A 12,474-nucleotide genomic window follows, 5' to 3' on the forward strand; every position below is an offset into this window, starting at 1 on the left:
TGTTGTCCTGCACAGCAGAAAGCAAGATGAGCCAGCTTCGAGGGAATAGCCTCGAGAGCTTCCAATAGGAGGAATTTGGAACATGGCTTCGACGACGAGCGCAGCTGCTGGTGCAGCTGCTGAGGTACAAATAGTCGATCTTCGCGGAATGTGGATCGGCCTTGCGGTCCTCAACATCTTCTATCTGATCGTGCGCATTTACGAGCAGGTCTACGGCTGGCGCGCTGGCCTGGATTCGTTCGCGCCGGAGTTCCAGACCTACTGGATGTCGATCCTTTGGACCGAGATCCCGCTGGAGCTGGTCTCTGGTCTGGGCCTTGCGGGCTATCTCTGGAAGACCCGCGACCGCAACGTCGACGCGGTGACGCCGCGCGAAGAGATGCGCCGCCTGGTGGTTCTGGTTCAGTGGCTTGTCGTTTACGGCATCGCCATTTACTGGGGCGCGTCGTTCTTCACGGAGCAGGACGGCACCTGGCACATGACGGTGATTCGCGACACGGACTTCACGCCGTCGCACATCATCGAGTTCTACATGAGCTATCCGATCTATTCGGTGATCGCGGTTGGCGCGTTCTTCTATGCGAAGACCCGCATTCCGTATTTTGCTCATGGCTACTCGCTGGCGTTCCTGATCGTCGCCATCGGCCCGTTCATGATCATCCCGAACGTCGGCCTGAACGAGTGGGGCCACACCTTCTGGTTCATGGAAGAGCTGTTCGTCGCTCCGCTGCACTGGGGCTTCGTGTTCTTCGGCTGGATGGCTCTCGGCGTCTTCGGCGTCGTGCTGCAGATCCTGATGCGCGTTCATGCGCTGCTCGGCAAGGAAGGCGTCGCCCTTCTGACCGAGTAATCGGACAAGCAATCCGCTCGCGTCTTCGGGCGCGGGCGGTCCCCAAAGAGAGTGGGAGGCAAACAGATGATCGCAACTATTCTGATCGTTGCGTCCTTATTTTCGCCCCTTGCCTTTTGGTTGGCTGCGCCGCGCCGGGTCCCCGTCCCGGTGAAGCAGCGCACGAGGGCGCGAGACAGAAGCTTCTAAAGACACGCCCGGACTCCCAGCCGGACTGTCCTACCCGCCGATGCCGCAGATGCGGCGCCGCGCGGGTAAGCTTTTTCAAGCGTCGCGCTTTCGCTCTTCTGATTGCAATTTCCCTCCAGGCGACTAGATCGTTTCCTTAGCGCGCGAGCCCATGATCGAGCGCCTATCCGGAGAGCTTCCATGAATGATCTTCTCGTCATCGCCTTTTCCTCGGAGCAAAAGGCCGAGGAAGTGCGGCAGAAACTGTTTCAGATGCAGAAGGAATATTTGATCGAACTGGGCGACGCGGTGGTCGCGGTCAAAGACCCCGAGGGTCACATCAAGCTCAATCAGCTGTTCAATACGACCGCCATCGGCGGCGTCTCCGGCATGTTCTGGGGCGCTTTGATCGGCCTGATCTTCATGATGCCGCTCGCAGGCGCGGCGCTGGGCGCGGCCTCGGGGGCCGTCTCCGGCGCGCTGACAGATTTCGGCATCGACGACAAATTCATGAAGGACGTCGCCGAAGCCGTGCCGCCGGGCGGCGCCGCGCTCTTCGTGCTCGTGCGCAAGATGACGACAGACAAGGTGCTCGAAGGCCTGCGCGGCGTCGGCGGCACGGTTCTGCGCACCTCCTTCGACAAATCCAAGGACGAAGCCATTCGCGCGGCGCTCGCGGCCCAAACGCCGACGAGCTGAGTTTAAAAAAAAGCGCGCCGAATCCAAAGGCGACTCGGCGCGCTATTGTTTCTTGATCGCTTAGACCGTTTCTTGTTCGTTCAATTCACGCCGATGCGTGTGGAAGGTCATATAGAGGCTCACGCCGATGAAGATCACGCCGAGCAGCGCGACAATGATGAAAAGCGACGAGCGTTGCACGATGGCGATCGCGGGCACAAAGAGCGCCAGGATCAGGCCCACGACGCAGATTTGCCACGCCTCCGCGTGCACGCCGGCGACGAAGGTGCCGAGCGCCAGCAGCACCATGAGATTGAGGCCCGTGGCGTTCACATCCACCAGCGCCCGCATGGTCGGCGTGTAGATGAGCCACATGGCGGCGAGGAAGGCCGCCCAATGCAGAACCTGAGTCCAGACGAGCTTCACGCGTTCGGGGCGAGTCGGCGCATGGCGCCAGCCGACGTAGATGCACAAAACGCAATAGACGAGTGTGAGCAATTCCCAGTACATGCCGATCGGCTGGCCCGTGAAGGTGACGAGCCCGATGCCGAACAACGCCATGGACAGCATGATGATGTAGGGAAGATCAATCTTCAGGACGTCGAGAAAAAGCACCTCCGCCGGCTGGGTCTTGATTTCCTCGATGCCTTCTTCGAGCGCGGTCACCCAGGACGACTCCTGATGCGGCTTTTCCGCGTGCGGGTCGGTCGGTTCGCCGCCGGCCGTATCGGGGGGGTTGGACATCGTTGAGATCCTCGGAAGCTTTGTTTGCGGAATGGAAGCCGTTTGAAGCCCGGGGAGGATAGTGCGCGCCCCCGAAGTCGGCAACCGCCGGAGTCTGTCCGCTTTTCCAGCTTGGCGAGGGCGCCCCTCTAGAGCTAGCGCCGCTGTCAGTCGTTCAATCGCGAGGACATGATGAAGATAACGCTGCTTCTCGCCGCCGGCGTTTTGATGGTCGGCTTTGGAGTCTGGTCGCTTTACGTCGGCAGCCGGTATCAGGCTCTTTGCGAGCTCTCCTACTGGTCGGCGAGCTCAGCCGAACTGAAGCATTGCGATGACAGGGCCGGGGAACGCAGTGGAAGGTGACGCGCCAAGCGCGCTCAGCTGACAAAAAATACGGCGGCGCCGGCGATGGCTGCGAAGAGCACCGAGGCGATGACGGCGTTGGCGATGGCGGGGCGAATGATCATGCGCGGGGAGAATGGTGAGGCGCCCCAGCCCTTTCAACCCGACAAATCCGCGCGCGGCCATCCGCCGCGGGCCGCGCTCCACTTTGTGGCCCGTTTCTGGTTGCTTAAACTGCCAGCGGGGAAAACGGAGCGAACTGATTCATGAAGAAACTCATTCTCGCCGCTGCGCTGCTGGCCATGACCACGGGGGCCGCGGCGGCGCGCGGCGGGCAGCAGACCTGGATTTTGGTTTGCCCCAAGAGCATGCCGAAAAGCGACTGCAATCTGACGACCGCTGCGCGATGGTATCACCTGCCGTCGCCACAGGCGTCCGCCGCCACGCCGCAAATCAGGAGCGCGCAAGCGACGGTCGGGGCCAGTCTCGAGCCCGGCTTTTATGTTTCGCTGGAGCAGTTCCCGGCAGGCGTCTCCATGGGCGAACGCGCCAGAGTCTTCAAGGCCTGCGACGCGCAGGCCGCAGCCCCTTCGGATGCGCAGGAAGCCGCATGGGCCGAGCGGGGCCAGTGCCTGCGCTGACTGGTCGGGTTCAAGGCGCGCGGTTCGTGAGCGCCGCGTCGCCTGCGCCCGTCAGCGCGTCAGGCCTTGGCCCCATCGCTTGACCGCGGTCACGAAACGGTCGAGCAGGCCGGGCGCCGGACGCGGCTCGCTTCTCGCCCCGGGCTTCGGCTTCTTTTCGGCGGCGGCCGCTTTTGGCTTCGCCGGCGCCAGCCGCGGCGTTTCCGCCTGTGGCGGGGTGGTCCTGCCCGAAACAGAGGGCGATCGTTGCGGCTCCGTCTCGAGCTTCTTCGAGGCCGCGGCGGGCGCCGGCGACGCTACTGGGGCTTGCGGCGGCGCCGTCGCCGCGGCCGGGACCGGGGCGGGAGCCGGCTCGCTTTCGGCTGAAGCCGGCGCCGCTGGCGCCTTGACCGGGACAGGCGTCGCGCCTGCCGGCTCCGTCGACATCGGTTGCGGCGTAGCGGGCGCAGCGGGCGGCGCGGCGGGTTGCGAGGCCTGCTCGACGGGCGCGGCCGAGGATGGTTTGTGCAGGGCGTCCGGCTTGTGCGCCAAAGATCTCGCGGGCGGGATCGGCGGCGAGGGCGCGCGCAACAGGAAGACCCCTGCCAGAATCGTGCAGAGCGCGCCAATCCCGATGGCGATACGTCTCACCGGGAACGCCTTTCGGCGAGGCGTCCCGACGCCGGTCGCGACGTCCCGCGAGGGCCTGATATCGAGCCGGATCTCCGGCGCCTGGACAAGCGGCGCCGGCGCGGGCTGGGCCGGGAGGACGGGCTTTGCTCCCGCGTCATGGGCGATGGGGACGGGCGGCGGGGTCGTTGCCGGCGTGGGCTCGGTCGACCGGCGTTTCTCTTCCCGCAGTCTGAAGGCGTCGAGCGTCCAGTCGCTGACGAGGATCGGCTGCGCCGTCGCTTCCACGAACTCCGGCGCTGACCGCGCGGCGGAGCTCGCAGCCTCCAACCGCTCCTGCCTGCGCCGTTCGGCCTCCCGCGCCTGATAGGCGCTCAGCGTCCAATCGCTAAGCCCATGGGAGTGGGCGTGCGTCGCCGGGACGATCGGTCTTTCCAGAAGGCGGCGGCGCTCTTCCCGTCTCTTGTAGGCGGCGGGCGTCCATTCGCTTTCCATAATGGCGTTTTGCCTAGGGGCAGGGGGCGCGGGACGCTCCTCTCTGCGCCGTTGCGATTCGCGCGCCTGATAGGCGGGGAGCGTCCAGTCGCTGAGAAGAATTTCGGCGTCGCTCCGCTCTTCCGAGCGCTCGTTCGCTTCAGCGCGCCGCCGCTGCTCTTCCCGCGCCCGATAGGCCGCCGGCGTCCATTGGCTGGTCAGGCTCTCCTCCATGATGCGTCTCCCCGTGTATGTTCGTTTGAGGGCGGGGCGCCGCTTCCCGCGTTTCTTCCGCAGATGGAGAGCCATTCGCAAACGCTTTCGTGAGCTCGATTTTTTTTGAAACTAACAAAGCTTCCGGCGAGGCGCAAAAGCACGCCGACGAAAACGGCGAAGCCGTCCGCATCCGGCCTCCCAGGCGCTGGGCTTGGCGCGTTCTCAGGGTCCGCCCGAGCGTCGCTCTAGCGCGCGCCAGCCGCCACAAGCTAAGCGCTATATTGCTGTTTTTATTGCTTTTTATATCGGCGAGTTCCATCCTCCCGGTTTTCCGAAGGAGGAAGCAAATGCTCAAGGCTCTTCTCGTTCCTGCAGCGGTCCTGGCGTTCCTGCTGCCGGCGGCGGCGCGAGGCGGAGATGACGCGCAAACCCACGGGATGACCCCGGGAGGTCATGGCAGACACATGCACCGGGATTGGAGCACGCCCGGGCAGCACAGGCATAGCGTCTGCTGGCATAATCATTACGGGCGCTGGGTCTGGGTCTGCCGTTGAGTTGGAGGCGGACGCGGCGCCGGTCGCTTCAGTCGGCCGGCGCCGCGCTTTCGACTGGCGCGGTCGCCTGCGTCGCAGGACCGGAGAGACCGGCTCTGAGCTTATCCCTGTCGAGCTCGCCCTCCCAGGCGGAGACGACGATGGTGGCGACGCCATTGCCGATGAAGTTGGTCAGCGCCCGGCACTCGCTCATGAATTTGTCGATGCCGAGCACGAAGGACATGCCGGGCGCGAGCGCGGGGTCGACCGCCGTGAGCGTCGCCGCCAAGGTGATGAACCCCGCGCCGGAGACGCCGCTCGCGCCTTTCGACGTCAGCATCGCCACGACGAGGATCGTCGCCTGATGGGCGTAGTCCAGCTCCGAGCCCATGGCGCGGGCGATGAAGAGCGTCGTGAGGGTCATGTAGATGTTGGTGCCGTCGAGATTGAAGGAATAGCCGGTCGGCACCACGAGCCCGACAACGGGTTTCGAGCAGCCGAGCTTTTGGAGCTTTTCCATGAGCGCGGGTAAGGCGCTTTCGGACGAGGAGGTTCCGAGCACGATCAGCAACTCGTCCTTCAAATAAGCGAGATACCGGAAAATGCTGAAGCCCGTCGCCGCCGCGATGGCGCCGAGCACGAAAACGACAAAAAGCGCCGAGGTGAGGTAAAAGGCGCCGATGAGCCCGCCGAGCGAGAGCAAAGCCGCGGAGCCATATTTCCCCACTGTATAGGCCATCGCTCCAAAAGCGCCGATCGGCGCGGCCTTCATCACGATGCCGATCAAGGCGAACATGGCGTGGCCGGCGTCGTCCACCCATTGCCGGATCGGCCGGCCCTTCTCGCCGAGCGAAAGCAAAGCGAAGCCGAACAGCAGCGAAAACAGCAGCACCTGCAGGATGTCGCCTTTGGCGAAGGCGCCGAGCGCGCTGTCGGGGATGATGTCGAGCAGGAACTCGACCCCGCTCCGCTTCGCGGCGGCTTCCGTATATTTGGCGATGGCCGACGCGTCGGCCTTGCCCGCAAAATCGCCGCCCGGCGCGAGAATATTGCCGACGAGGAGGCCGAGGATGAGCGCGAAAGTGGAGACGACCTCGAAATAGACGAGCGCCTTGACGCCCACGCGCCCGACCTTGCGCGCATCCTCGATATGGGCGACGCCAGAGACGACCGTGCAGAAAATAATGGGCGCGATCGCCATTTTGATCAGCTTCACGAAGCCGTCGCCCAAGGCCTTGACCCAGTCGGCCGCCGCCACATGTGGCGCGAGCCAGCCGAACAAGGCGCCGAGCGCGATGGCCGCGAGCACCTGCACATAGAGCAGGCGGTGGAGAGGCTGTCTCGTCTGGACGGTCGTCATGCGAACGCTGATAATCCGGCCGGACGCCGCGGGCAATAAGCGGGATTTGCGGCTCCAGGCCGTGCAGGGCTATACAGGGGCTCAACGAAGCCGGTGCGGACGCCGGCGCCGATCATGCAAGTTTTCTCGACATGGCGAGCAGCAAGAAGCAGGCCGCGGCTGCGGTAGAGAAGGCCTTTGACGCCGTCCAAAGGGCGAGCGACAAGACTATCTCGATCCGGGGCGCCCGCGAGCATAATCTCAAGAACGTCGACCTCACCATCCCGCGCGACAAATTGGTCGTCTTCACGGGCCTCTCCGGCTCGGGCAAGTCGTCGCTGGCCTTCGACACCATCTACGCCGAAGGCCAGCGCCGCTATGTGGAGTCGCTCTCCGCCTACGCCCGGCAGTTTCTGGAGATGATGCAGAAGCCCGACGTCGATCAGATCGACGGGCTCTCGCCGGCGATTTCCATCGAGCAGAAGACGACCTCGAAGAACCCGCGCTCGACCGTCGGCACGGTGACGGAAATTCACGACTATATGCGCCTGCTCTGGGCGCGCGTGGGCGTGCCCTATTCGCCGGCGACCGGATTGCCGATCGAGAGCCAGACGGTCTCGCAGATGGTCGACCGGGTGCTGGCGCTGCCGGAAGGCTCGCGGCTCTATCTGCTGGCGCCGGTCGTGCGCGGCCGCAAGGGCGAATATAAGAAGGAAGTGGCGGAGTTCACGCGGCGCGGCTTTCAGCGTCTCAAGATCGACGGCGCCTATCACGAAATCGCCGACGTTCCGCCGCTCGACAAGAAGCTCAAACACGACATCGACGTCGTTGTGGACCGCATTGTCGTGCGCAAGGACATCGCCTCGCGCCTCGCCGACAGTTTCGAGACGGCGCTCGATCTTTCAGGCGGCCTGGCGGTCGTCGAATTCGCCGGCGCGCCCCCGATCGACGCCGAGAGGGAGAAAGCCGCCAATGTCTCGACGCATTACGCGCCGGGACACATCGTCTTCTCCTCCAAATTCGCCTGTCCGGTCTCGGGTTTCACAATCCCGGAAATCGAGCCGCGGCTGTTCTCCTTCAACAATCCCTTCGGCGCCTGTCCGGTCTGCGGCGGGATTGGCTGCGAGCAGAAGATCGACGCCGATCTCGTGGTCCCCAATCCCAAGACGACCCTGCGCAAGGGCGCCATTGCGCCCTGGGCGAAGTCATCGTCGCCTTATTACATGCAAACGCTGGAGGCGCTCGGCAAACATTATAAGTTTCGCCTCGACACGCCCTGGGAGGATTTGCCGAAGAAGGCCCAGAACGTCATTCTTTTCGGTTCGGGAAGCGAGGAAATCCGCTTTTCCTATGATGACAGCTTCCGCGCCTATGACGTGAAGAAACCCTTCGAGGGCGTCGTCATCAATCTCGAACGCCGCTACAAGGAAACCGACAGCGAATGGGCGCGCGAGGAGATCGGGCGCTACATGTCGGCGACGCCCTGTCTCGCCTGCGAAGGTTTCCGCCTGAAGCCCGAGGCGCTCGCTGTGAAGATCGCCGGCAAGCATATTGGCGAAGTGTCGGAACTCTCGGTGCGCGCGGCGCTGGAGTGGTTTACGAAGCTGCCGGGCGAACTCGACAAGAAACGCAATGAAATCGCTTATCGCATCCTGAAGGAAATTCGCGAGCGTCTGACCTTCCTCGTCGACGTCGGTCTGGATTATCTGACGCTGTCGCGCAGCTCGGGCACGCTCTCCGGCGGCGAGAGCCAGCGCATTCGTCTCGCGTCGCAAATCGGATCGGGCCTCACCGGCGTGCTCTATGTGCTCGACGAGCCCTCCATCGGGCTGCATCAGCGCGACAACGACCGGCTGCTCGACACGCTGCGTCGCCTGCGCAATCTGGGCAACAGCGTCATCGTCGTCGAACATGACGAGGATGCGATCCTCGCCGCCGACTACGTCGTGGACGTCGGCCCCGGCGCGGGCATCCATGGCGGCAAGATCGTCGCGCAAGGCACGCCGCAGGAGATCATGGACGATCCGGCCTCGCTCACCGGGCAATATCTCACCGGCGAAAAACAAGTCGTGCTGCGGCACAAGCTGAGAAAGCCGACCGCTGGCCGCTGGCTGAAGCTCTCTGGCGCGGGGGGCAACAACCTCAAAGACGTCAACGCCGAAATTCCGCTCGGATGTTTCACCGCCGTCACCGGTGTTTCCGGCGGCGGGAAGTCGACGCTCGTCATCGAGACGCTCTACAAAGCGATCGCGCGGCGACTGAACAACGCACATGAAGTGCCGGCCCCGTTCGACAGACTCGAGGGGCTGGAGCAGATCGACAAGATCATCGATATCGATCAGTCGCCCATCGGCCGCACGCCCCGCTCGAACCCGGCGACCTATACGGGCGCCTTTACGCCGATCCGCGAATGGTTCGCAGGCCTGCCCGAAGCGAAGGCGCGCGGCTATGCGCCGGGGCGCTTCTCCTTCAATGTGAAGGGCGGGCGCTGCGAGGCCTGCCAGGGCGACGGCGTCATCAAGATCGAGATGCACTTCCTGCCAGACGTCTATGTCACCTGCGACGTCTGCAAGGGCAAGCGCTACGACCGCGAAACGCTTGAAGTAAAATATCGCGAAAAGTCCATCGCCGACGTGCTCGACATGACGGTGGAGGAGGCGTCGACGCTGTTCAAGGCGGTGCCGTCGATCCGCGATAAAATGGAGACCTTGAAGCGCGTCGGCCTCGATTACATTCACGTCGGCCAGCAGGCGACGACGCTCTCGGGCGGCGAGGCGCAGCGCGTCAAGCTCTCCAAGGAATTGTCGCGCCGCTCCACCGGACGCACGCTCTACATCCTCGACGAGCCGACGACGGGCCTGCATTTCCATGACGTGGCCAAGCTCCTCGAAGTGCTGCACGAGCTCGTGGAGCAGGGCAATACGGTCGTCGTGATCGAGCACAATCTCGAAGTCATCAAGACCGCCGACTGGATCATCGACATGGGGCCGGAAGGCGGCGACGGCGGCGGCGAGATCGTCGCGGCGGGGCCTCCGGCCGAGATCGTCAAATCCAAACGCAGCCACACCGGCCGCTATCTCGCAGAGGCGATGGCGCGGCGGCCGCTCGATCAGACGCCGACGCGCCGGCGCGCGGCGGGCGCCAAATCGCTCTAGAAGTCACGCAGCCTTGGTTCGCCCTGAACGTGAGCCTCGACCGGTCGCGATTGGCGTTCGACCCAGCGCTGGCGCGCCGCTTCGAGGCCCCAGACGGCGCCGAGCAGCAGATAGAAATGGCGCCAATGATCGATATCGATTTGGAACCCTTGCAGAAAAAATGCGAATAGCGAGGGGAAGACAACCTGAGCATGGCGACGGAACGGCGAAGCGCGCATCATGAGACGAAAGCCGACGAAACAGGTGATCGTCGCAAGCAATATGAACAGGAAGCCGCCGATCCAGCCATTGTTGGCGAATGAGCCGATATAGGTGTTGTGCGGCACGAGGCCGAACACCATCTCGAACTGGCGCGGGCCGAATCCCCAGAAGCGTTCGACCAGCATGGGAAGCGATCGGGCCTGATTGCCGAACCGGCCGGTGGCGCCTTCGTCATAATCCTGAGTCACGGACGCGCGCTGCAGAAAAAAAGCGCGCGTTTCCTCGAGCGACAGCAGCACCGCAAGCGCTACGGCGGTGACAATCACGGCGACCAGCGCGCCCATGGCCACGCGCCTTTTCATCCTCCGATTATCCATTGTGAAGAAGCCGAAGACAGCCATCAACGTCATGGCGACGACGGTCGCGCCCCAGGAGCCGCGCGAGAAGGAGAGAAACACACCGGAGGCGATAGAAACGAGGGCGATGGCCGACGCAATCGGATGGCGCGTGCGCCCGAGCGTGAGGTTCTGCGCAAGATAGACGGCCCCGACAAAGGCGAAGGAGCCGTAAACATTGGGATCCTTGAAAGGACCCGTCGCGCGGGCGTTGCGCGTGAAGAGTTCGCCCAGCCCGCCGATGTCGAAATAGCCGGCGATGGCGCACAGGGAGGCGATGAAGGCGCCGACCATATACGCCTTGAGACACAGTTCAGTCCGGCGCTCGGTCTCGTTTGCGAAAAACACCGCGAAGAACAGCGCCGTAAACGACAGAAAAGCGGAGACGTATTGGAAGACCGACGAGTCGGCGTTGTCCCAATAGGGAATGAGCGCCAGAAACCCCGCGACGGTATAGCCGAACAGGATCGACGCCGGCACGAAGAAGGTGCGATGGACGCTGAAGCCGCCGACAAACCATATTGGCAACGTGATAAAGAAAAGCAGATCGTAAGGCGATGGCTCCACGATGACCACGGCGCCAGACGCGATGAAGACCACGAAGGTCGCGTTGACGATCTTCTGATAGTCGATATGCAGGCCCGGCGCGCGCGAAACGCTGGACGCCGGCGCGAGACGCGTCCCAGAAGCGTTCGTCAACACTCGCCTCCCGGCTCCGATCCGCGTGCTCCTGCCGCCGTGCGACGGAGCGGTTCCTTCGGCGCGAGTTTATCCATTGCTCGGTTAAGGACACGTCATCCAACGAGAGTGCAAACCGGAAAACCAGCGCCGTGGAAGTTCACGCTAGTGATGCTCAAATGACTTGAGAGTCCGCGTCCAGCCATGTTCGCCGATCCAGCGCCAGCGCCAGCGCCAGCCCAACAGGAAGGCGGCGGACAGGCAGGCCGCGACGCCGGCGCCCGGCAAACCGGCGAGTGGAACGAGAAGCGCGTTGCCGCCGATCGCGGGAACCAGGGACAGGAGATTGCCCAGCCAGATGGCGCGATCCTGATGGCGAGCATACAACACATTGTTGAACGCCTCGGCGATCAGCCGCATCCAGACGCCGAACAGCATGAGCCACAGGGTCGGGGCGTTGTCGGAGAGCGCCGCGCGCCCGACCATGACGCCAAGGAGCGGAACGGCGACCGCGAGAATGAGCGCCATGACGCCGGCGAGCAGCGCAACCTGCCGCGTGGCTCTGTTCGCCTCCCGCCAAAAGGCGTCGCTGTCTGCGGCCCGATGCAAGGCGATCACACGCGGCAGCGAAAACGCAAAGACTCCGCTCTGCAGCAAATTCATGAGCGCGTTCACGAAGGAATAATAGAAGGTGAGCACGCCGACGTCGTCGAGCGTGAGAAAATGTTCGACGACGAAACGGTCGATGACCAGGCTCGCGGTGAACCCCATGCCGCCGAACCAGATCGGCAGGCATTTCGCAACCCCGCGCGAAAGCCAGCGCCAGTCGATGGGCGCAAGCAAGACCTTGCGCCATGGCATGTCCCGCCAAAACCACAAATTGGCGCCGACGGACAGCGCCGACCCGATCGCCCAGGAACTGAGCGCGATTTCTGCGGAGCGCCACTGTGGCGAGAAGAGGCCCAAAATGACGGGCGGTAATGCCGCGACCGCGACGCGCATGGAGAAGAAAAAATTGGCGGCGAGCTGTTGATTGAGCGAATTGGCGTTGCTGTATAAAGTGGTCGCGCATCCTTCGAGCGCCGTCAGGGCGACGATGAGCCAGACGATTCTTGGGGCGATCGGCAAAATATCGTTCGAGATCAGCAGAGCCGCGGCAAGCCCCATCACGACGTAATTCGCCGCGAGCAGGACGGCTTGATCGCGCATCTTGTGTAGCGCCACAAAAGGCGACACGCCGACGATGTCGCGCGCCACCAGATAGCCGAACCCCTGGCCCTGCACGGTCAGCAAAACGGTGACCGCGCCGAAGGCCAGACCGTAAACGCCCATTTCGGCAAGCGAGAGATAGCGGCCCATGTAGAGGGTCAAAACGAGCTTCGCCGCCATCGGCAGCGCGCGCAGGAACGCGTTCAGCGCCTGGGTTTTCGGGGAGATGGCGCCGCTCATGGGGTCGACTGTCGGGGAGTGAC

General features: G+C 63.6%; 10 protein-coding genes. 5 read left to right on the forward strand and 5 right to left on the reverse strand.

Annotated elements, in window-relative coordinates:
* The first annotated feature begins 82 nt into the window (after positions 1-82).
* Positions 83-850, forward strand: a complete 768-nt coding sequence (gene amoC, locus ACETII_RS16495) for a bacterial ammonia monooxygenase, subunit AmoC (RefSeq protein ID WP_363347817.1) — start codon at positions 83-85, stop codon at positions 848-850.
* Positions 851-1,219: 369 nt separating this feature from the next.
* A complete protein-coding gene (locus ACETII_RS16500; protein ID WP_363347819.1) occupies positions 1,220-1,717 on the forward strand; it encodes a DUF1269 domain-containing protein in 498 nt (165 codons plus the stop codon).
* Positions 1,718-1,777: 60 nt separating this feature from the next.
* Here ACETII_RS16500 and ACETII_RS16505 read toward each other — a convergent pair whose 3' ends face one another.
* Entirely contained in the window at positions 1,778-2,440 is a 663-nt protein-coding gene (locus tag ACETII_RS16505; protein ID WP_472786213.1) for a hypothetical protein, read from the reverse strand.
* Between the two features lie 168 nt (positions 2,441-2,608).
* Here ACETII_RS16505 and ACETII_RS16510 point away from each other — a divergent pair, with 168 nt between their 5' ends.
* Both ACETII_RS16510 and ACETII_RS16515 read left to right on the forward strand, forming a co-directional pair.
* Entirely contained in the window at positions 2,609-2,782 is a 174-nt protein-coding gene (locus ACETII_RS16510; protein ID WP_472786214.1) for a hypothetical protein, read from the forward strand.
* Between the two features lie 245 nt (positions 2,783-3,027).
* Entirely contained in the window at positions 3,028-3,402 is a 375-nt protein-coding gene (locus tag ACETII_RS16515; protein ID WP_363347825.1) for a hypothetical protein, read from the forward strand.
* A gap of 51 nt (positions 3,403-3,453) precedes the next feature.
* Here the strand turns inward: ACETII_RS16515 and ACETII_RS16520 are convergent, their stop codons facing one another.
* Together ACETII_RS16520 and ACETII_RS16525 are read right to left on the reverse strand one after the other, a co-directional pair.
* Positions 3,454-4,719 carry a hypothetical protein gene (locus ACETII_RS16520; RefSeq protein ID WP_472786215.1) on the reverse strand — a complete coding sequence of 422 codons (1,266 nt, stop codon included), beginning with the start codon at positions 4,717-4,719 and terminating at the stop codon, positions 3,454-3,456.
* Positions 4,720-5,283: 564 nt separating this feature from the next.
* Positions 5,284-6,594, reverse strand: a complete 1,311-nt coding sequence (locus tag ACETII_RS16525; protein WP_363347829.1) for a dicarboxylate/amino acid:cation symporter — start codon at positions 6,592-6,594, stop codon at positions 5,284-5,286.
* Between the two features lie 131 nt (positions 6,595-6,725).
* On the opposite strand from ACETII_RS16525, the gene uvrA reads away from it, so the two are divergent.
* On the forward strand, positions 6,726-9,728 hold the full coding sequence (gene uvrA / locus ACETII_RS16530; protein WP_472786216.1) for an excinuclease ABC subunit UvrA: 3,003 nt from the start codon (positions 6,726-6,728) through the stop codon (positions 9,726-9,728).
* On the opposite strand, the gene ACETII_RS16535 is transcribed toward uvrA, so the two are convergent.
* Both ACETII_RS16535 and ACETII_RS16540 read right to left on the reverse strand, forming a co-directional pair.
* On the reverse strand, positions 9,725-11,023 hold the full coding sequence (locus tag ACETII_RS16535; protein ID WP_472786217.1) for an O-antigen ligase family protein: 1,299 nt from the start codon (positions 11,021-11,023) through the stop codon (positions 9,725-9,727). The genes uvrA and ACETII_RS16535 overlap by 4 nt on opposite strands.
* 144 nt (positions 11,024-11,167) lie before the next feature.
* Entirely contained in the window at positions 11,168-12,451 is a 1,284-nt protein-coding gene (locus ACETII_RS16540; RefSeq protein WP_472786218.1) for a lipopolysaccharide biosynthesis protein, read from the reverse strand.
* Positions 12,452-12,474: the final 23 nt, after the last annotated feature.

Source organism: Methylocystis sp. NC52PC, from assembly GCF_055698645.1.